This window comes from Stenotrophomonas sp. G106K1 (genome assembly GCF_037969685.1).
GTDB lineage: Bacteria > Pseudomonadota > Gammaproteobacteria > Xanthomonadales > Xanthomonadaceae > Stenotrophomonas > Stenotrophomonas lactitubi.
Window position 1 is genome coordinate 118,111 of record NZ_JBBPFR010000011.1, and the last position, 21,025, is coordinate 139,135.

Consider the following 21,025-nt stretch of genomic DNA (forward strand, 5'->3'; position numbering starts at 1 on the left):
CACCTTCCTGAAGATGCCCGACTGGAGCGCGTTCGACTTGAGCAGGTTCGATTTGAGCGCGCTGCATTTCCTGCGCCCGGACTGGTTGTGGATGCTGGCGGCACTGCCGCTGATCCTCGCCGTGGCCGTATACCGGCAACGGCGCAGCGACGCCTGGCGGCAGGCCGTCGATGCCCATCTGTTGTCCCACCTGCTGGCCGGTGAAGGGAAGCGACGCGCGCGCCTGCCATGGGCGTTGCTGCTGGGCTGGACCCTGGCTGCACTGGCGATGGCTGGCCCCAGCTGGCGGCAGCAGGCGCAGCCGGTCTATCAGGCCAGCGCACCGCTGGTGGTGGTGCTGGATCTCTCCAGCCGCATCACCGCGACCGACCTTCCTCCCTCGCGCCTGCTGCAGGCGCGGGCAAAAATCGGCGCGTTGCTGCGCGCCCGTCAAGGTGGGCAGGTGGGTCTGGTGGTGTATGCCGAAGATGCCTATACCGTGGCGCCGTTGACCGACGACGCTGCAAACGTGGCGCTGTACCTGGATGCGCTGGCGCCGGAGGTGATGCCGCGTGATGGCCAGCGTGCTGATCGTGGCATCGACTGGGCGGTCCGGTTGCTGCGGCAGACCGGTGCCCTGCGCGGCCAGATTCTCCTGGTCAGCGACCAGGCCGACAGCGAAGCAGTGCTTGCGGCAACGCAGGCGCGTGGTCTCGGCCTGCAGGTGTCGGTGCTGGGCCTGGGCACGCCGTCCGGCGCCGCCTATCGCGATGGTCAAGGCCAGATCGCACAGGCCGCGCTGGATGAAACCAGCCTGCGTGCCGTCGCCACCGCAGGCGGCGGGCGTTACCAGCGCATCGCCAGCGATGATCGCGATCTGCAGGCATTGGATGTGCTGGATGCCAGCGATGGCGGCGCATTGCAGCGGCCCGGGCAAGCCCGGCAATGGCAGGACGAAGGCTATTGGTTGTTGCCGCCGGTGATGCTGTTGGCACTACTGGCGTTCCGCCGCCGCGCGGTGCTGGCGGCAGTGCTGGCCGTGGGTCTTCTGCCCTTGAGCGGGCAGCTGCAGGCGCAGCCGCGCGCGCCGACAGCTGCGCCGGCACCGGCAGCGGGCACGCTGTGGGAGCGTGCCGACCAGCGTGAGCATGCGCGCCTGGCCGCGGGCGTGCAGGCCTACCGCCAAGGTGATTTCGCTACTGCTCGCAAGCAGTTCGAAGGTATCGACAGCGACGCTGGCTGGTACAACCTCGGCAACGTGCTTGCCCGCCAGGGTGACTACGACGGCGCCATTGCCGCCTACGACAAGGCCCTGACGCGCCACCCGCAGATGGCCGATGCCATCGCCAACCGTGCCGTGGTCGACGCTGCGCGCAAGCGCAAGCCGCCGTCGAACAATGACCAGGGGCAGGGCAAGGGGCAGCAGAAGCCGCAGCAGGGGCAGCAGCAGAACCAGCAGGGCCAGCAAGGGCAGCAAGGTCAGCAAGGTCAGCAAGGGCAGCAAGGGCAGCAAGGGCAGCAAGGGCAGCAAGGGCAGCAAGGGCAGCAGGGCCAGCAGAATCCGCAACAGGGCCAGCAAGGCCAGCAGCAACCGCAGGACCAGAAGGGCCAGCAGAATCCGGCGTCTGCAGGTTCCGGCCAGCAGGGCGCGAAGCAGGAGCCGCAGGCAGCTGACCCGCAGGCCCAGGCGCAGGCCGATGCCCAGCAGCGTCAGCGCATGCAGCAGGCACTGCAGCAGGCGCGCGCTGGTGAAGCCGGCAAGACGGCAGTGCGCGGTGATGGCGGCACGCCGCAACAGCGCGAGGAACAGCAGGCCGTAGAGGCGTGGATGCGGCGCGTGCCGGACGACCCGGGGGCATTGCTGCGCGCCAAGTTCCAGTTGGAAAACGAACGTAGAAAGAGGGAAGGGCGATGACAGGCATGGCGAGCAGGCAGTTCCGGTGGCCTCTGCCTGTGCTGGCGATGCTGCTGCTGTGGCTGCCGATGGTGGCCATGGCGCAGACGCGCGCCTGGCTGGAACAGGACAGCATCGCCGCCGGTGATGCGGTCACCTTGCACATCGAGACCGACGAAGGTGCACCGGACTATGCACCGTTGAATGCCGATTTCGTGCTCAGTGCGCAGAGCAGCAACCGCCAGGTGCAGTGGAGCAACGGCGGTGTCCAGCAGCGCAATCTCTACACGGTTGCGTTGACGCCGCGCCGCACCGGTACGCTGCAGGTGCCCTCGTTGCAGGTCGGCAGCGCACGCACCGCCCCCCTGTCGCTGCAGGTCAGTGATGCCGTGGTGGCGACCCCGCAGAGCAATGCCACCGCCTTCATCGAAACCGAGGTGGATGACCCCACGCCCTACGTGCAGCAGAGCGTGGGCGTGGTGGTCAGGCTGTACTTCGCTTCGCAGCTGGCGTCGGGCGAACTGGTGCTCGACACCCCCAGTGGCGCTTCGCTGCAGCGGGTGGGCGAGGATCGCAGTGACGTGCGCCAGGTCAACGGCCGTCGCTACAACGTGGTCGAACGTCGCTTCCTGCTGATCCCCGAGCGCAGCGGTGCGTTGCGTCTGCCTGGCGCGCGCTTCACCGGCCGCAGTGCCGGGGGCTTCTTCGATGACTTCTTCGGCAGCGGTGGCGATGGCCGCATGAATGCTGTCGGTGCCGAACGCACGCTGCAGGTGCAGGCGCAACCGGCGCAGGCCGTGCAGCCGTGGTTGCCCCTGCACAACCTGCAGCTGCGCTACACCGCCGCACCCAGCACTGCGCGCGCGGGCGAAGCGGCTACCGTGATGGTCGAAGCAATCGCCAACGGCGCTACCCGGGCCCAGTTCACCGATCTGCCCGTGCCCGACCTCGGCGATGCCGCACAGGTGTTCGCCGAACCGGCCCAGTACGAGGAGACCTTCAACGGCAGCACGCCACGCCTGAAGATCACCCGGCGCTATTCGATCGTGCCGCGGCAGGTTGGATCGCTGCGCGTGCCCGGGCCGCGCGTGGCCTGGTGGAACGTGGACAGCGGCAGTGCCCAGCAGGCCAGCCTGCCGGATCTGGAACTGGCCGTGGCGGCAGGCCGGGCCGGCGCGCCCGTGGCACAACCTATCGATACCGATGCAGCGCTGCCGGAAGACGCCGCGCCTGCCGTTGCATCCTCTCTTGCACCGACCGCAGCCGGTACCCGGCCGTGGCCGTGGATGGCCGCCGCCGCAGGGCTGGCGCTGCTGTGGCTGTTGACCCTGGCATGGGGATGGCGACGTGGTCGCCATGCGGTCGCCCATGCCCGTACGGTTCCCCGCCCTGGGGCCATTGCACCTGCGCCGTCGTCGCGTGCCAGCATGGCCGAGCTGCGCCGGGCCATCGATGGCGAGGGCTTCGACCAGGTGGAGGCGCTGCTGTGTTCGATGGCGGGCGTGGAGCGTCTGGAACAGGTGATCGAGCGGCTGGCCGATCCGGCCCAGCGGCAGGCCCTGCAGGCATTGCAGCAGGCGCGCTGGGGCGGGGTGGGCGATGTCAGCGCGCTGCGGGCCCGCCTGCGCGAAAGCTTCCGTGACGGACCGCACTGGTCGGCCGCCAGCGGCGCCGTCGACACTGGGTTGCCGCCGCTGTATCCACCGCGGTGACCCTGAACCGGCGCGGCTTGCGCGCTTTGTTAGAGTAGATTCATTTTTCGAGGAATCCCGCGCATGACAGCAGCTGCTGCCGACAAGAAGAAGTTGCCCCTGCATTGGAAGATGGGCATCGGCTTTGCGATCGGCCTGGTCCTGGGACTGATCGTGCATGCCCTGGGCGGCAGCGTCGAAGGCCTGCAGACCGGTGCCAAGTGGGTAATGGACTACGTCACCACCCCGGCTTCGGGCCTGTTCCTCAACCTGATCTTCATGCTGATCGTGCCGCTGATCTTCTCGGCGCTGATCATGGGCGTGTCGGAGATGGGCGACATCCGCGCCCTCGGCCGCATCGGCTGGAAGACGTTGGCCTACACCGTGCTGCTGTCCGGCATCGCCGTGGGTATCGGCCTGGTGCTGGTCAACCTGCTCAAGCCCGGTGCCGGCGTCGACCCGCAGGTGGCCGCGCTGATGCTGTCGGAGAACGCCGAGCGCAGCAAGGAAATCGTGGCTGGCATCCATGGCACGCCGAAGGGCATGGACATGCTGCTGTCGATCGTGCCGAGCAACGTGCTGCAGGCCGCTTCGGACAATGGCGCGATCCTGTCGCTGATGTTCTTCGCGCTGATGTTCGGTATCGGCATGGTGCTGACCGACGAGGCCAAGGTAGCCCCGCTGCGCCGCGCCATCGAAGGCGTGTTCGAAATCTCGATGACCCTGATCAACCTGGTCATCCGCCTGGCGCCGTATGCCGTGGCCTGCTTCATGTTCAACCTGGCCGCGCTGTTCGGCTTCGACCTGATCATCCGCCTGGGCGCCTACGTGGGCGTGGTGGTACTGGCACTGGGCCTGCACATGGTGGTGACCTACGGCACCGCGGTATGGCTGTCGGGGCGTTCGCCGCTGGCATTCTTCCGGCAGACCCAGGAGGCCACGGTGATGGCTTTCTCCACAGCTTCCAGCAACGCCACGCTGCCGACCGCGCTGCGCGTGGCCGACCAGATGGGCCTGCCGCAGCGCGTGTCGCGATTCGTACTGACCGTGGGCGCCACCGCCAACCAGAACGGCACGGCGCTGTTCGAGGGCGTGACGGTGATCTTCCTGGCGCAGTTCTTCGGTGTGGACCTGAGCATCGGCCAGCAGGTCATGGTGATGGCGGTCTGCATCCTTGGTGGTATCGGTACGGCCGGTGTGCCGTCCGGCTCGCTGCCGGTGGTGGCGATGATCTGTGCGATGGTCGGCGTCAATCCGCTGGGCATCGGTCTGATCCTGGGCGTGAACCACTTCCTGGACATGTGCCGCACCGCGCTGAACGTGACCGGCGACCTGGCCCTGACCACCCTGGTGGCCAAGGGCGAAGCCGCGGACACCCCGGCCGAGGCCGCTGCCGCCGCGGCCCGTCTGGACAACTGACCCAGGCAAGACCTGATCGGGGTCGGATCCCTTTCCGCAGGAAAGGGCTCCGACCCCTTTCCATATGCGGAATCCAGCGGAAATCACCACGATGCTGGCCAGCGGCCGGCACTACCGCCTTGTTGGCCTGACCCCACCCGGCGTCTGTGGGACAATAGGCCGCCCGCAGTTCCGCGGCCGCCTCCCGATTCCGACAGAACCATGACGCAGCCTACCCGTCGCCAGTTGGCCAACGCCATCCGCTTCCTTGCCGCCGATGCGGTTGAAACCGCAAAGTCCGGCCACCCCGGCATGCCCATGGGCATGGCCGACATCGCCGAAGTCCTCTGGAACGACTACCACCGTCACAACCCGAACAACCCGCAGTGGTTCAACCGCGACCGCTTCGTGCTGTCCAACGGCCACGGCTCGATGCTGCAGTACGCGCTGCTGCACCTGAGCGGGTATGACCTGCCGATCGAGCAGCTGAAGGCCTTCCGCCAGCTGGGCAGCCACACCGCTGGCCATCCGGAGCGTCACGAGACCCCCGGCGTGGAGACCACCACCGGTCCGCTGGGCCAGGGTTTTGCAAACGCCGTCGGTTTTGCCCTGGCCGAGAAGCTGCTGGCACAGCGCTTCAACCGCCCGGAGCTGGAAATCGTCGACCACCGCACCTGGGTGTTCATGGGCGATGGCTGCCTGATGGAAGGCATTTCCCACGAAGCCGCCTCGCTGGCCGGCACCTGGGGCCTGCACAAGCTGGTCTGCTTCTGGGATGACAACCACATCTCCATCGACGGCAACACCGAAGGCTGGTTCACCGACAACACCCCGGAGCGTTTCGAGGCCTATGGCTGGAACGTGATCCGCGGCGTCGATGGCCACGATCCGGAGAGCATCAAGGCCGGTATCGAAGCGGCCCTGTCGCAGGACGGCAAGCCGACCCTGATCTGCTGCCGCACCACGATTGGTTTCGGTTCGCCGAACAAGGCCGGCAAGGAATCCAGCCACGGCGCACCGCTGGGCAAGGACGAACTGGAAGCCACCCGCAAGGCGCTGGACTGGAATTACGGCCCGTTCGAGATTCCGGAAGAGATCTACGCCGGCTGGCGTGCCGGCGGTACCGGCACCCTGCGCCAGGCCGAGTGGGAGCAGCAGTTCGACAAGTACGCTGCGCAGTACCCGGCCGAAGCCGCTGAACTGACCCGTCGCTCGCATGGCGATCTGCCGGCCGACTTCGTTGCCAAGGCCGACGCCTACATCGCCCAGGTTGCCGCCGAAGGCCAGACCATTGCCTCGCGCAAGGCGTCGCAGCTGGCCATCGAGGCGTTCGCGCCGCTGCTGCCGGAAATTGTGGGCGGTTCGGCTGACCTGGCACACTCGAACCTGACCCTGTGGAAGGGCAGCAAATCCGTCGCCACCGACGATGCCAATGCCAACTACGTGTACTACGGTGTGCGCGAGTTCGGCATGACCGCGATCGCCAACGGCCTGGCCCTGCACGGTGGTTTCATTCCGTTCGACGCCACCTTCCTGGTGTTCAGCGATTACGCCCGCAATGCCGTGCGCATGAGCGCGCTGATCCCGGCTCACGCCATCCACGTCTACACCCACGACTCGATCGGCCTGGGCGAAGACGGCCCGACCCACCAGCCGGTGGAGCACCTGGCCTCGCTGCGCTACATCCCGAACAACGACGTGTGGCGCCCGTGCGATGCGGTCGAGTCGGCCGTGAGCTGGAAGGCTGCGATCACCCGCCAGGACGGCCCGAGCTGCCTGGTGTTCAGCCGCCAGAACCTGCCGCACCAGCCGCGCGACGCCGAGCAGATCGCACAGATCGAGCGCGGTGGCTACGTGCTGGCCGATGCTGCCGGTACCCCGGACGTGATCCTGATCGCGACTGGTTCGGAAGTCTCGCTGGCGACCGAGGCGAAGGCGCAGCTGGACGCGGCCGGCCTGAAGACCCGCGTGGTCTCGATGCCGTCCACCGATGTGTTCCTGCGCCAGGATGCGGCCTACCGCGAATCGGTGCTGCCGAACGCCGTGCGCAAGCGCGTGGCGATCGAGGCCGGTGTCACCGGCTTCTGGCGCCAGTTCGTCGGCCTGGACGGTGCAGTGATCGGTATCGACACGTTCGGTGCCTCGGCCCCGGCCGACAAGCTGTACCAGCACTTCGGCATCACCACCGCGCACGTGGTGGAAGCAGCCAAGGCGCTGTAAGCCGCGCTGCAACGGAATACGGGGAGGCCGGCGAAAGCCGGCCTCTTCTTTGCCGGGCGAAACGGATCGTCCGCCGGGCCAGTAGATCCACGCCATGCGTGGATGGGCGTTACATCGCGTCCCGCACTTCCATCAGCGCAAACCCCAAAAGATTCAATCCGCGCCACTGCGCCGGGTTGTGCGCATCGGCGTGATCCTTGGCCAGGCCGATCCCCCAGACAAAATCCACCGGACTGGCTTCCACCAGGACCTGATCTGCCGTCGCGCACAGGAAATCGCCCAGCGCGGCATTCTGCGAGAACTTGGCCCGATTGCCTTCGACCACCAGGGCGTAGCGCGCCTGCGCCCAGAGAGCCTCGTCGAAGCCCTCGATTTTCCGGCCCAGCGCTTTCACCTTGTCAGGCGTGCGGCTGGCGAGAACCTGTTCGAGGATGTCGGTGTCACCAAACAGACGCGCTTTGCCAGCCATCATGAAATGCTCGGCAGTGGGGTAGTGCACACCATCGATGTTGAAGCCTGCGTCGTACCACTGGCTGAAGCACGACGCCGCCACGCCCGTGCGCGGCGGCTGGTGGCCCCAGAAGCAGAGATAGCGCAGGTGCTCGCCATCGGCTTGGCGGCGTTGCAGATCATGCAGGAAACGCGAATCGTCGTTCATCCGCACAGGATAGCGTGCCGCGCCACTGCGGTAGGTGCCAACCCTGGTTGGCACTGATCGTTATCCGCCGGGCATGGCCCGGCGCTACCATCCGCGCGATTGTGCGGTGCGCGCCAGGGCCAGCCTCAACAACCGTGCATTGAGCCGTTCGCCGAAGTCCTTGGGCGACTGTAGTTCCATCCGCTGCAGGTATACCGCGTCGCCATCGCCTGCAGGCTGCCACAGCGCGTCCCACACGGTGCGCAGCTTGCTGCCGCGCGTCTGCGTGTTGGCCTTCAGCCAGCCCAGTGCCTTCACCAGCACCTGTTCGATCTCGGTGAAGTCGCTGCCCAACGGGTAATCGGGGAGGGTGCCATCGTTGCGGAACGGCACCAGCGCCGTCGCCAGTGCCTGCGGTGTGTTGCGCTGCTGCCGCTGTGTATCAGGTTGTGCCGTTGCTGCCAGCTTGCGCGCCGCGAAGGCCTGCTGCAGCAGCGCGCCCTGGAACGGCGCTTCGGTGATTGCCGCCATCGCGTGCACGCAGTCGTCGTCGGTCAGGCCGCGCACATCGGCGATGCCGTACTCGTTGAGATAGATGTCACGCAGGTGGCGCGGAATGGTCGTGTGCCCGTAGTTCCAGCGCACATTGGAGTCGCGCTGGCCCTTGTCATCGCGCGCGGCGCGGAACATCAACACACTGCGTGCTTCCGGCAGCGCATGCGCCATCGCCACGAAATTGTACTGGCCGCCCACACCGGAGACCACGCGTCCATCTTCCAGTGCATCGGACACCGCTGCGCCCAGTGCGGTGGCCATCATGCAGGAATTGAAGAAGCGGGCGTGCCGGCGCTGCAGGCGTTCCAGTGTTTCGTTGCCGCCGTACAACTGGTTGATCTCGCTGATGCGGCGCATGCCGATCGCCCGGCATTCGTCCTCGGGCAGGGTGCGCAGCCATTCGTAGAATTCGGATGAGCCCAGGTAGAACGCGCCGTGCAGGTATTCGCCCTCCGCCTCCAGCGTGGCGTGATCGATGGACAGCGTGCTGCCGTTCTCGATGCGTTGCATCAGCGCCAGGTCATCATGCACCTTGCGCTTGATCACACCAGTCTGCACCAGCCGGCGGAAGCCCTCGTTGAGCATTTCGCTGCAGCCGTACAGGCCGATCTTGAACGGATCCAGCCCACCGATCTCCTGCACCAGCGGATGGCTGGCCAGTTGCGGGTCCAGTGCGTCCAGTACGCGCCGGTAGCGCGCGTTGTCGGTGTGGCGCAGCACCAGCGCATGGCTGAGTGCATCGGCCAGGGTGCCGATGCCGATCTGCAATGTGCCACCGTCGCGCACCAGGGTGCTGGCATACAGGCCGATGGCGTAGTCGGCGTCGGCCACCGGTTGCCGTGGCAGCCCGAACAACGACGGATACGGCGGCGGCGGGGTGATCACCAGATCGAAGAAGGACACGTCGACCGTGGCGGTGCCGCCCAGATACGGCAACAGCGGATCGATCTCGGCAATCAGCAGCGGACGTGGCAGGCCGCGCGCAGCGATCGCGTCCAGCGTGTCCTGGGTGATGTCGTTGTTGCAGGACAGCGACAGGCGCCGGTCGTCCGGCCGCATCGCCACTTTCTGCACGATCACCTGCGGCGCGCGCTGGGCCACGGCGTCGGCAGCGTGGGTGTAGTTGAGGCTGGTGTAGCTGGATTGCGCCTGCCGCGAACCGAGCAGGGCACCGGACTGCATGTAGAACTCTTCCACCTGCACGTGTGCCGGCAGCGCGTCGCGGGCGATTGCATCGGCGTAGGCCAGGCGCGGGAAGTCTTCACCGAAATGGCGCGCCGCGAACGGCGCCAGGAAGCGCGCTTCCAGGCCGTTGCCCTTTGCCTGCGGCGGGTTCAGTGACAGCGCGGTATACAGCTGCAGCGGCCGCGATGGGTCCTGTTCCACGCGCGCATACAGGGCGTTGAGCAGGCGGTGAGGTTTGCCCAGCGCCAGCGGCGCACCGATCCGCAGCGGCCCATCCACGCGCGCAAACAGCCAGTCAACGGCGGCGTCGAGGTCGGTGAGGTGTTCGGTCATCCGGGGCGGTCCTGCTTGGGGGAGTGCTGGCATTACAGCATGTCGGGCTTGAACCGCCGTCGACGCGAGACTTCGGCGCCGGACACCATGAACTGCCCATCGCCCCGGTAATGCACCGTGCGCGGCAGCTTTGGGCGCGGCGCGACGTGGGCGCGCACGATTTCCCAGATGAAGAGATTGCTCGATTCGACCTGGCTGTCGTCATGCAGGCGGCACTCGAAACTGGAATGGCACTGGCCCACCAGCGGGGCCCCCACGTCCCGCGCCGGTACCGCATCCAGGCCGAACCGTTCGAACTTGTCCACGTCGCGGCCGCTGCAGTTGCCGATGTCGACCACGGTGTCCAGCAGTTCGACCCCGGGCACGTTGATCACGCATTCGCCGCTGCCACGGGCCAGGCCGAAGCTGTGGTTCTCGTTCCACAGGTAGGTGGCCACCAGCGAGGGCGAAAAGCCCATCACCATGTGCCAGCCCATCGTCATCAGGTTGCGCTGGCCACGCCAGGCGGTGCTGACCAGCACGACAGGGCCGGGCTCGAGGAAGCACCGGGCCTGCTCGACCGGGAAATCACGTTTGCGCAAGGACTTCATGCCGATACCTGCGGTGGAGGCCCCCATGCTGGCGCAGGCGCGATGAATTGCCGGTCGAGGGGGTTGACAGTCGAAACGATTACGCGCGTAATCAGATCGTCGATTACGGATGTAAACCATGACCCCGATCAGCGAAGCCGAAGCCGTTGTGATGGAGGTGCTGTGGCAGCAGTCACCGCGTACCGCCGATGAGGTCGTGTCGGCACTGGCCCATCGCAACTGGGCCGAGCCGACCATCAAGACCCTGCTCAACCGCCTGCTGACCAAGGGCGCGATCGCGGCCGAGCGCGACGGCCGGCGCTATCTGTACCGGCCGCTGCTGCAGCGCCAGGCATGGGTGCAGGCGCAGAGCCAGGACTTCCTCGGGCGTGTATTTGAGGGCCGGGTGGCACCGCTGGTGGCGCATTTCAGCGAGCGCGGCCAGCTCAGCGCGCAGGACATCGCCGAACTGAAGAAGCTGATCCAGGAGCTCGATGATGAATGAGCTGCTCGATGGACTGTGGCAGGCCAGCCTGTGGCTGGCGGTGGGTGTAATCCTGCTGGCGACGGTGCGGCCGCTGCTGTTGCGGTTGGGCGGCGCTGGAGTGGTGTATCGCAGCTGGTGGCTGCTGCCGCTGCTGCTGGCCGCGCTGTTGCTTCCCCTGCCGCAGGTTGCGTTGTTGCAGCATGTGCCGACCTTGCCGCTGAAGGTGGTGCCCGAAGCAGTGGAAGGCCTGCCAACAGCGTCGCTGCAATGGCCCTGGGTACTGTTGCTGGTGTGGACACTGGGCGCGGGCCTCTGTCTGCTGCGCCACCTGCGCGCACAGCGTCGCTTCGAACGTGGAATGGGCGGCCTGCGGGCGCGTGCCGATGGCAGCTGGCAGGCCAGTGGCGATCCCGGGCTACCAGCGCTGGTGGGCCTGTGGCGGCCGCGCATCGTGGTTGGGCCCGATTTCGACCAGCAGTTCACCGCGCAGGAGCAGCGCCTGATCCTGCAGCACGAGCGCAGCCATCGTCGCAATGGCGATCACTGGGCCAACGGCGTGCTGCTGCTGATGCGCGCGGTGTTCTGGTTCCACCCGCTGCTGCCATGGGCCGCACGTCGTTTCCTGCGTGACCAGGAATTGGCCTGCGATGCCCGCACCATTGCCCCGCAGCCTGCGCTGCGCGGCCTTTACGCCAGCACGCTGCTGAAAGCGCAGCTGGTCCACCCGGTTGCGCCGGCGGTCTGCCATTGGCGCAGCCAACCCGTGTTGAAGGAGCGTATCGCCATGTTGCAGCAGTCCAAGCGGAAGGCATTGCCGTGGGTGTCGGGTCAGGTGCTGGTGGTCGGGTTGTGCCTGGGCATGGGGGCGGTGGCATGGGCGAGCCAGAGCGGCGCAATGGCGATCGGCCCAGCGGTAGCCGTCATGGATCGGGAGATCCGGGTCGACAAGATGCCGCCGCCGAGCTACCCGAAGAGCGCGTTCGAGCAGAGCGAGACAGGCGTCGTGGTGCTTCGCGTCGACGTCGATGCGCAGGGCGCGGTCAGCGAGGTGCGTGTAGTGAGCGCCACCAATCCGGGCGTGTTCGACGCGGTATCGATTGCAGCAGCGCGAAGCTGGACCTACCGCCCGGCGTTGAAGAATGGCAAGCCGGTGGCGGGTGCTGTGCGTATTCCGATCACCTTCGCCATGGATGAGAGCGATGAAGTGACGGAGACCGCCAGGTGATGCGCATCGCACTGCTGATGGCAGCAGGGATGCTTGTCGGCTGCGCCACCCAGGAACGACTGACCACCGTCGATACCCGCAATGAAAGCGTCGGCCATCAACGCCTGCAGGCGGAAGGCAAAGGCGGCAGCGGCCAAGTGCAGGCGTACACGCTGGGAGCAACCGAAGGCTATCGGATGCCGCAGCTGTATGCAGCGCCGGATCCGCAGATTGGTGACCGCGACCCGCGCACCGAGCTGGCGCCGACCACGATCTGCCTGCAGGTGGTGATCGATGCCGAAGGCGTTGTCGAGCGAAGCCTGGCGCTGGTCGACCGCAGCGAATGCGCTGCAGGTGCGGCAAGCGAGAACGCGCCGCTGTTGCAGGCTGCGCAGGAGGCGGTGGCGATGTGGAAGTATTCACCCGCCGCCGTCTGCCACTTCGCCCCCGGCAAGGTGCCGAGCGACCGTGGCGACTGCGAAGGCGCCGAGCGCGTCGAACCGGTGCCGGTGAGCCTGCTGTATGCCTTCACCTTCGAGATCGTGAAGGGCCAGCATGTGGTGCGCACGCAGGGGAAATGACGCGGTGTCATTGCCGGCGCGATGAAGTGGCTATGCAGCCCTCACGCCCCGCCATGGATGTTCGCCTTCACCGCCGGCTGCATCAGCGTTGGCTCTGCCAGGGTCGCATCGCGCGCCTGGCGTACGCTGACGAACTCTGCCTCGGCCACGCCGTCATGCACGTGGATGTTGTGCGCGCGTTGCTCGCCGATGGTGGTTTCGTTGGCGAAATCGCGTCCGCCCGGGCCGTAGTCGTGGCAGACGAACACGCGGGTGGCATCCGGCAGGGCGAGCAGACGCTGGATCGAGCGGTACAGCTGCGCGGCGTCGCCGCCGGGGAAATCGCAGCGTGCAGTGCCGCCATCGGGCATGAACAGGGAATCGCCGGTGAAGACAGCATCGTCGATCAGATAAGCGATGCTGTCGCTGGTGTGGCCGGGCACGGCGATGATGCGCCCCTGCAACTCACCCAGTGCAAAGGTCTCGCCATCGGCGAACAGGTGATCGAAGACCGCATGTTCATCGGGCAGCTGCAGGCCATAGCGCGGTGCGAACGTGGCCTGCACCGCGCGGATGCCTTCGCCGATGGCCAACGTCGCCTGCGGGAACCGTTGCTTGAGCCGACGCCCCGCCGACACGTGGTCGGCATGGGCGTGGGTTTCCAGCAGCCAGCGCACGTGCAGCTGCTGTTGCGCGATGGCATCGAGCATCGCGCGCACCGGCGATTCGCTGCTGGCATCGGTATCCGGGTCGTAATCCAGTACCGTGTCGATCAGCGCTGCCTCGCCGCTGGCCGGGTCGCTGACCAGGTAGCTGAAGGTATTGCTGTCACGGTGGAAGAACGATTGCACCTGGACCGACATCGGAAACTCCTCAGCGTGTGGCGAGCACGCGGTTCAGCAACTGCGCCAGATTTTCACCCGCCAGCCGCAGCTGCGCTTCGGCCACCGGCCGGTAGCGCGTGGTGTAGTCGTCACCGATCTTACGCGAGGCAGGGTAAACGCCAGGTTGCACCGAAATGCGGCAGCTGGCTTCAGCCCAGCTGACCGGATCGCGCTGCGGGTTGGACTGGCGTGCCAGCTTCGGCGCTGGCAGCGCGCGCAGCACGGGCAGGTAACCGGCATCGTCGACCTTGCGGGTATTGAGCATGCCGCTGTCCCACAGCGAGTGCAGGTTGGTACCGCGGTTGCCGAACTGCAGCTGGAAATCGTTGCCGCCCTTGTCATGGCCGTAGCCGGCGTGCATCGGCTGATGGATGTCGCCAACCAGATGCACGACGAACTTCAGCGCCTGCAGGCGCTCGCCATCGGTCAGGCTGCGGTCGCCGAGGATCGTGCTCTGCGCCTTCAGCGCTTCGACGATGCAGTTGCCGCTCTTGCAGTGCTTCGGAGCCTCGTAGTGGCAGCCATCTTCGGCGATGTTGACGTAGTGCCAGCCGGCCGAGCGACGGCCCAGGCCGGGGTCCTTGGCGCGCAGCTGGTCGGCCCAGGGCGCGATGCTGGCCAGCGTGGCGCCGGGTTCGGTGGCCAGCAGGCGGTCGACTTCGGCGCGCGCGGTCGGGTTGAGGCGGCTGTCGGCCACTTCGGCGACCAGGCGGTGGCCTTGCGCGCCCCAGGCATGGGCGGGTGCGGACAGGGTCAGCAGGGCCGGCGCGAGGGCGGCGGCGAGGAACAGGGAGTGCAGTGCTTTCATCCGCTCATTCTAGCCAGCGGGGGGGGATGGGGGGTTGATGGAAAGCGGCGCGTTCCTGTTCTCTGGGCGGATGGCTGCAGGGACAGGCGCTGCGGGACACGCCGCAAGTACGTCCCTGTAGGCTCGGCCGCGGCATCCATGCCGCGGACGGTCCCGCAGCGCCTGCCCCTGCAGCCACCATCCAACATGGCCGCGTTGGCGGATGCAAACGACAAAAGCAGAATCACAGTCAAATGCAGGATCACATCCTGCAGCCCGCAATCGCATGCAGCCGACGGCAACTGCGCAATGCGGTTGCCGGCTTCTGCTTGCGCTTGCGCGCGCGTGGAAAATGGAAGGGCGAGGCAGGGGAAGGGGACGGGACCGTTGGCGCCATGGATGGCGCCATCGAGCCCCCAGGGATGGGTTTACGGCGTGTCCCGGCCCCTTCCCCTGCCTCGACCCACACCGGTACCTTCGCCGGTCGTGCCCAACAAAAAAGCCCCGGCACACACATACCGGGGCAACATGCTGCGAGGGTTTTGCCTGTAGCGGGGGAGCGGGGGCGAAGCCCCCGCAAAACAACCCCTTAGAACTTGAAGACGTACGACGCGCCGTAGACCAGCGGATCGATGTTGACCGTGCCGATCTTCTCGCCGTCCAGCTTCACCTTGCTGTCGATGTCGATCCAGCGCATGTCCACGCGCAGGGCGCCCTTCTCGCCAATCGCGAAGTCGATGCCCGCGTGGGCGGCCAGGCCCCACGAATCCTGCAGCTTCAACTTGCTGCCTGCCAGCGCACCGGTGGTGTCTTCGCTGAAGAAGGTGGTGTAGTTCAGGCCGGCGCCGACGAACGGCGACACCTTGCCCTTGCTGTTGAAGTGGTACTGCAGGGTGACCACCGGCGGCAGCTGCTTGGTGCTGCCCACGCGGCCCAGGCCGTTGATGTTGATGTCGTGCTTGAACGGCAGCGCCGCCAGCACTTCGATGCCCAGGTTGTCGGCGATGAAGTACTCACCGGTGATGGTCGGCTTGACGTCGTTGTCGACGTCGACCTTCAGGGTGCCACCGGCCAGCCAGCCGTTGTTCGACTTCGGGGCGACCTGGTGCACGCCGGCGGAAAGGGTCCAGTCGCCCTTGGACTGGGCCATGGCCGGGGCGGCGGCCAGCGACAGGGCGGCGGCCAGGCTGGCCACGATCAGGGGGGAGGTCTTGCGCATGGGGGTGATCTCGTTGCTGGGTGGATGTGGCCAGTCTCGGCCTCACGCCGCGCTAACGCTTTGATCCGGATCAAATCCTGTCCGGCTCCCGTCCCGGGGCCGGCCTTGGCCGGCGGTGGTCAAGGCCGGCCTGCTAGACTTGTGGGCCCTATCCACCCCGCCGCACCTGTCGCGGCTGCAGGAGCTTGAGAACATGGCAATCAAGGTTGGTATCAACGGTTTCGGTCGCATCGGGCGTAACGTCCTGCGCTCGGCGGTGCTGAACTTCGGCGACGACATCGAAATCGTGGCCATCAACGATCTGCTGGAGCCGGATTACCTGGCCTACATGCTCAAGTACGACTCCGTGCACGGCCGTTTCAAGGCCGACGTAGCCGTCGATGGCAAGGATCTGCTGGTCAACGGCAAGAAGATCCGCCTGACCCAGGAGCGCGATCCGTCCAACCTGAAGTGGGACGAAGTCGGCGTTGACGTCGTGCTCGAAGCCACCGGCCTGTTCCTGGACAAGGTCAGCGCGCAGAAGCACATCGATGCCGGCGCCAAGAAGGTCATCCTGTCGGCACCGTCGAAGGACGACACGCCGATGTTCGTGTTCGGCGTGAACGACAAGACCTACGCCGGCCAGGCGATCATCTCCAACGCCTCGTGCACCACCAACTGCCTGGCGCCGCTGGCCAAGGTCATCAATGACAAGTGGGGCATCAAGCGCGGCCTGATGACCACCGTGCATGCGGCTACCGCCACCCAGAAGACCGTCGATGGCCCGTCCAACAAGGACTGGCGCGGCGGCCGTGGCATCCTGGAGAACATCATTCCGTCCTCCACCGGCGCAGCCAAGGCTGTCGGCGTGGTCATTCCGGAACTGAACAAGAAGCTGACCGGCATGAGCTTCCGCGTGCCGACCTCGGACGTGTCGGTGGTCGATCTGACCGTCGAGCTGGAAAAGGAAGCCACCTACGCCGCGATCTGCGCCGAAGTGAAGGCACAGAGCGAAGGCGCACTGAAGGGCATCCTGGGCTACACCGAGGACAAGGTGGTTGCCACCGATTTCCGCGGTGAAACCCACACCTCGGTGTTCGATGCCGACGCCGGCATCGCCCTCGACGGCACCTTCGTCAAGCTGGTGTCGTGGTACGACAACGAGTGGGGCTACTCCAACAAGTGCCTGGAAATGGCAAAGGTCGTTGCAGCCAAGTAAGGCCTGCGAAGATCGTCGCACGAACCCCGGCCTGGCCGGGGTTCGTCGTTTAAGGGGCCCGGGCTGACGTAGCATGGGCCCGTCGACCGCCGCCATCGTGGCGCGCGGGATCGCATTGGAAGGCGAGGAATGGAAGCACTCTTGGTCCTGGCAGTACTGGTCCTGCTGGCGATACCGCTGCTGCTGGTGGTGGCGCTGGTGATGATTGCCGGCCTGCGCCGGCGGGTCGCCGCGCTGGAGGCCGCACAGACCGTGCAGGTCGCGCCCACTCCGGCAGGGACGGTAGGCCGTGCGCCCTCGGCGGCCGCCGAGCCGCCGCGCGCGCCTGCGGCAACACGCGAGGCCAGCAGCGAACCCTCGTTCCTGCGGCCCACGGCCGCCCCGGCATCTGCGCCGGTCGCCGCCCGCGAAGAGCCGCCGCCGCCGGCCCGGCCCCCGCGCCCAATGCCGCCACCGCCGTTGCCACCGGAGTCCGCATTGCCGCCGCTGCCGGCAGAGCCGGCCCTGCCGAACCTGGTCGAGCGCGCGATTGGCGCGGTCAAACACTGGTTCACCCAGGGCAATGTGCCGGTGAGGATCGGCATGCTGGTGCTGCTGGCGGGTGTCGCTGCGCTCCTCAAGTACGTCAGCGACCAGGGCTGGCTGGTGGTGCCGGTCGAACTGCGGCTGGTGGGCATCACCGTCGGTGCGCTGGGCCTGCTGGCCTTCGGCTGGCACCAGCGCGAGCGCCGGCGGATGTTCGCGCTGGCCCTGCAGGGCGGCGCCATCGGCGTGCTGCTGCTGACCATCTTCGCTGCCTTCAAGCGCTTCGACCTGCTTGCGCCCGGTTTCGCTTTTGCCAGCTCGATCGCCCTGGTGGCGGGGCTGTGCGTGCTGGCGGTGGTGCAGAACTCGCGCACGTTGGCGGTGCTGGGCATCCTGGCGGGCTTCATGGCGCCGCTGTGGCTGTCCACCGGTAGTGGCAACCACGTCGGGCTGTTCAGCTACTACGCCGTGCTCAACGCGGGCATTTTCGCCATTGCCTGGTATCGCCCGTGGCGTGTGCTGAACCTGCTCGGCTTCGCGTTCACCTTCGGCATCGGCACGTTCTGGGGCGTGCTGCAGTACGACGCGGCCAAGTTCGCCAGCACCGAACCCTTCCTGCTGCTGTTCTTCGCCTTCTACCTGCTGATTCCGCTGTTGTATGCGCGCCGGCAGCCGGCCGGGCGGCGCGATCTGGTTGACGGCAGCCTGGTGTTCGGCACGCCGCTGATTGCCTTCTCGCTGCAGGCCGGCATGCTGCACGAACAACCGATGACGCTGGCCCTGTGTGCGCTGGGCCTGGCCGCGATCTATGCGCTGCTGGCGCGGGCGCTGATCGCGCGCGCGTCGTACACGGTGCTGGCGCAGTCGCATGCGGTACTGGCCGTGGGCTTTGCGACGCTGGCGGTGCCGTTGGCATTCTCGGCGCGTGCCACCGGCGCGGTATTCGCGCTGGAAGGCGCCGGTCTGGCCTGGCTGGGGTTGCGCCAGAAGCGCTGGTTGCCGCAGGTGACCGGTGCGCTGCTGCAACTCGCCGCCGCATTCGCGTTCGTGGTGGGTGCCGACCATTGGCACCAGGACCAGCGCTTCCTGCTCAACCCGACTGCGATCGGCGCGCTGCTGCTGGCCGTGGCAGGTTTCGCGGCGGCGTGGAGCTATCAGCGCAGGCAGCGCCATGACATCGCCCTGGCGTACTACCTGTGGGGCCTGCTGTGGTGGTTGGGCGGTCTGGTGCATGAAATCGGCCGCTTCTTCCCGCATTCGGCACAGGCCGATGCCGTGCTGGTGCTGGCCGCCGTCACCGCCTGGCTGGCGTCGGAAGTACAGCGCCGTATGCCGGCGCGTGCGCTGGGCGTGACCGCGCTGGTGATGCTGGCAGCGGGCTTCCCGTTGGCGCTGCTGCAGAGCGACGCGCATCAGCAGCCGTTTGCCGGCTACGGCGCATTGGCGTGGGCAGTGTTCGCTGTACTCGGCGTGCGCAGCCTGCTGTGCCTGCGTCAGGGCAGTGGCGGCGTGGCCCGTATCGCGCAGTTCCTGTGGTGGCTGCTGTGGCCGTCGCTGCTTTCGCTGCTGGCCCTGTGGGGCGGCGGCGACGCGCGCCTGGCGCAGGGCTGGACCGCGTTGCTGGTCACCCTGCCGTGGTTGCTGCTGGCGGCGCTGTCGCTGTGGCGCTGGAACGTGCTGCGCTGGCCGCTGGGTGCAGCGTTTGATCCGATGCGCCTGCCGCTGCAGAGCGTGATTTTCGCGGTGCTGGCGTTGGCCTGGTTGTTCGGCCTGACCTTGGCGGGTGACGCCACGCCGTTGCCGTGGCTGCCGCTGCTCAATCCTGCCGAACTGGCACAGTGGGTCAGCCTGTTGCTGATCGCGCGCTGGCTGTATGACGCGCAGGGCCCGGCGCCGCTGCAGCGGTTGCGTGTGCCGGTGCTGGCCGTGGCCGGTTTCATCGCGTTGACCAGCACCGTGCTGCACGGCGTGCATCATTGGGGCGGGGTGGTCTGGGATCCGACAATGGCCCGCTTCAGCCTGGCCCAGACCAGCCTGACCGTGTTGTGGAGCGTGCTTGGCGTGATCGCCTGGGTATGGGGCTCGCGTCGTGGCCAGCGTGTGTTGTGGATGGTCGGCGCCGTGTTGATGGCCGTGGTGCTGGCCAAGCTGGTGCTGATCGACCGCCAGCACCTGGGCAACCTGCTGGGAATCGCATCGTTCATCGCCTACGGCCTGCTGTGCACCGTGGTGGGCTACCTGGCGCCCGCGCCGCCGAGCGCGCCGCCAACCGTGGAGGAAAACCAATGAGGAAGTGGAGCCGAGCGTTGCTGCCGGTATTGTTCGGCGTGGCCGGTGCAGTTGCTGCACAGGCCACGGACTACCGCGCGCAGTACGCCGAACAATGGCCGCTGAGCCTGTCCAGCGCGCAGTCCGGTGCCTACCGGGTGGTGCTGGAGCCGGCGATCTATCGCCGTGCAGGCGCAGCCGATCTGGGCGACCTGCAGGTGTTCAACGCCGCTGGCCAGGCATTGCCGTCGGCGCTGCTGGCGCCGGACCAGCCGTTGGCGCAGCCACCGGTGCAGCGCGAGCTGCCGTGGTTCGCGCTGCCGCCGCTGGCCGAGGCCCAGCGCAACGATCTGCAGCTGCTGACCGAGCGCGATACCGACGGCCGTGTGCGCCGGGTCGAAGCTCGGCTTGGTGGTGGTGCAGTGGCGAACGGGCAGGGTGGTTGGTTGATCGATGCCAGCGTGCTTGGTCAGCAGCCGTTGGCAGCGCTGGTGCTGGACTGGGCCGAAGGCAGCCAGCCGCTGCAGGCGCAGGTACAGCTCGATGCCAGCGACGATCTGCAGCGCTGGCAGTCGATCGCCCGCGACGTCCCCCTGGTGGATCTGCAGCGCGCGGGCAAGCGCCTGCTGCAGCGCCGCCTGCAGGTCGACAGCAACGTGCGCTACCTGCGGATCCTGCCGCAGGGCGAGGCGCGCCTGCCGGAACTGCGCAGTGTATTGGCGGAACTGCCGCCGGCGCCGGCAACGGTGCCCTGGGAATGGCTGTCGCTGGCACCGACCGCGCAGGGCAAGGGGGAATTCACCTTTGAACTGGATGGCCGATTCCCGGTGACCCGCGCCGACGTGGCCAGCACCGACAACAGCCTGGTGCAGTGGACCTTGTTCAGTCGCGATGACGCTGCCGCCGAATGGCAGCGCCGAAGCGCGCCCTGGATTGCCTATCAGCTGCAGCAGGGTGCCCCGGGCCAGCGCCAGCAATCGGCGGCACAGCCGTTGGGCGGCATGTACCGCGACCGCTACTGGAAGCTGGTCGCGAGCCCGGTGGAGACCACCAGCGCCCCGACGCTGCGCCTGGGCTATCAACCGGAAGTGATGGTGTTCCTCAGCCAGGGCGCAGCGCCCTACGCACTGGCCGTGGGCAGTACCACCGCGCGCCGCGCAGAGGCACCGATCACGGTGCTGATCGAGGAACTGCGCCAGCGCAATGATCCGTCGTGGCAGCCGACGCTGGCACGCTTGGAAGGCAGCCCGGAGACGCTGGCCGGTGATGCGGCGCTGAAGCCGCAGCACGACTGGAAGGCGTGGCTGCTGTGGGCGTTGCTGGGGTTGGGGGTACTGGTTGTCGGCGGGCTGGCGTTGAGCCTGCTGAAGCAGAAGCCGTCGCCTTCGGCGTAGTTTGCAGCGAACGGCGCAGCCCCTCGTGGGTGGATGGT

At 67.1% G+C, this 21,025-nt stretch carries 16 protein-coding genes; 10 read left to right on the plus strand and 6 right to left on the minus strand.

What is annotated here, in order from left to right:
- Positions 1-13: 13 nt before the first annotated feature.
- From WKB25_RS11915 to tkt, 4 genes are all read left to right on the plus strand, one after another.
- Positions 14-1,894, plus strand: a complete 1,881-nt coding sequence (locus WKB25_RS11915) for a VWA domain-containing protein (protein ID WP_340570890.1) — start codon at positions 14-16, stop codon at positions 1,892-1,894.
- Positions 1,891-3,585, plus strand: coding sequence for a BatD family protein (locus tag WKB25_RS11920; protein WP_340570860.1), 1,695 nt, complete (start codon positions 1,891-1,893; stop codon positions 3,583-3,585). The genes WKB25_RS11915 and WKB25_RS11920 overlap by 4 nt, the downstream gene beginning before the upstream one ends.
- A 63-nt stretch (positions 3,586-3,648) precedes the next feature.
- Complete coding sequence (locus tag WKB25_RS11925) at positions 3,649-4,983, plus strand: dicarboxylate/amino acid:cation symporter (protein ID WP_340570862.1); 1,335 nt, start codon at positions 3,649-3,651, stop codon at positions 4,981-4,983.
- 201 nt (positions 4,984-5,184) lie between these two features.
- The gene (gene tkt / locus WKB25_RS11930) at positions 5,185-7,182 is read left to right on the plus strand and encodes a transketolase (protein ID WP_340570864.1); all 1,998 of its coding nucleotides are present in this window, start codon (positions 5,185-5,187) and stop codon (positions 7,180-7,182) included.
- A 109-nt stretch (positions 7,183-7,291) separates the two neighbouring features.
- Here tkt and WKB25_RS11935 read toward each other — a convergent pair whose 3' ends face one another.
- The 3 genes from WKB25_RS11935 to WKB25_RS11945 form a co-directional block, all read right to left on the minus strand.
- Positions 7,292-7,840, minus strand: coding sequence for an NADAR family protein (locus WKB25_RS11935; RefSeq protein WP_340570892.1), 549 nt, complete (start codon positions 7,838-7,840; stop codon positions 7,292-7,294).
- 84 nt (positions 7,841-7,924) lie between these two features.
- Positions 7,925-9,892 (minus strand): acetyl-CoA hydrolase/transferase C-terminal domain-containing protein, encoded by a 1,968-nt coding sequence (locus WKB25_RS11940; RefSeq protein ID WP_340570866.1) that lies wholly within the window; start codon positions 9,890-9,892, stop codon positions 7,925-7,927.
- 32 nt (positions 9,893-9,924) lie between these two features.
- A complete protein-coding gene (locus WKB25_RS11945) occupies positions 9,925-10,482 on the minus strand; it encodes a flavin reductase family protein (protein WP_340570868.1) in 558 nt (185 codons plus the stop codon).
- A 118-nt stretch (positions 10,483-10,600) separates the two neighbouring features.
- Here WKB25_RS11945 and WKB25_RS11950 point away from each other — a divergent pair, with 118 nt between their 5' ends.
- The 3 genes from WKB25_RS11950 to WKB25_RS11960 are packed head-to-tail and all read left to right on the plus strand — an operon-like array spanning position 10,601 to position 12,733.
- Positions 10,601-10,966: a BlaI/MecI/CopY family transcriptional regulator gene (locus WKB25_RS11950; RefSeq protein ID WP_340570869.1), complete on the plus strand. Its 366-nt coding sequence runs from the start codon at positions 10,601-10,603 to the stop codon at positions 10,964-10,966.
- Positions 10,959-12,173, plus strand: a complete 1,215-nt coding sequence (locus WKB25_RS11955; protein ID WP_340570871.1) for a TonB family protein — start codon at positions 10,959-10,961, stop codon at positions 12,171-12,173. Before WKB25_RS11950 ends, WKB25_RS11955 begins: the two co-directional genes overlap by 8 nt.
- Complete coding sequence (locus WKB25_RS11960) at positions 12,173-12,733, plus strand: hypothetical protein (RefSeq protein ID WP_340570873.1); 561 nt, start codon at positions 12,173-12,175, stop codon at positions 12,731-12,733. Before WKB25_RS11955 ends, WKB25_RS11960 begins: the two co-directional genes overlap by 1 nt.
- Before the next feature lie 41 nt (positions 12,734-12,774).
- Here the strand turns inward: WKB25_RS11960 and WKB25_RS11965 are convergent, their stop codons facing one another.
- From WKB25_RS11965 to WKB25_RS11975, 3 genes are all read right to left on the minus strand, one after another.
- Positions 12,775-13,575: an MBL fold metallo-hydrolase gene (locus tag WKB25_RS11965; RefSeq protein WP_340570874.1), complete on the minus strand. Its 801-nt coding sequence runs from the start codon at positions 13,573-13,575 to the stop codon at positions 12,775-12,777.
- Between the two features lie 10 nt (positions 13,576-13,585).
- Complete coding sequence (locus WKB25_RS11970) at positions 13,586-14,404, minus strand: S1/P1 nuclease (protein WP_340570876.1); 819 nt, start codon at positions 14,402-14,404, stop codon at positions 13,586-13,588.
- A gap of 568 nt (positions 14,405-14,972) precedes the next feature.
- Entirely contained in the window at positions 14,973-15,602 is a 630-nt protein-coding gene (locus WKB25_RS11975) for an OmpW family outer membrane protein (RefSeq protein ID WP_025874251.1), read from the minus strand.
- 193 nt (positions 15,603-15,795) lie between these two features.
- Here WKB25_RS11975 and gap point away from each other — a divergent pair, with 193 nt between their 5' ends.
- The 3 genes from gap to WKB25_RS11990 all read left to right on the plus strand — a co-directional run bounded on the left by gap (position 15,796) and on the right by WKB25_RS11990 (position 20,987).
- A complete protein-coding gene (gap, locus tag WKB25_RS11980) occupies positions 15,796-16,800 on the plus strand; it encodes a type I glyceraldehyde-3-phosphate dehydrogenase (protein WP_340570877.1) in 1,005 nt (334 codons plus the stop codon).
- A gap of 129 nt (positions 16,801-16,929) precedes the next feature.
- A complete protein-coding gene (locus WKB25_RS11985; RefSeq protein ID WP_340570879.1) occupies positions 16,930-19,614 on the plus strand; it encodes a DUF2339 domain-containing protein in 2,685 nt (894 codons plus the stop codon).
- Positions 19,611-20,987, plus strand: a complete 1,377-nt coding sequence (locus tag WKB25_RS11990; protein ID WP_340570881.1) for a DUF3999 domain-containing protein — start codon at positions 19,611-19,613, stop codon at positions 20,985-20,987. Before WKB25_RS11985 ends, WKB25_RS11990 begins: the two co-directional genes overlap by 4 nt.
- Positions 20,988-21,025: the final 38 nt, after the last annotated feature.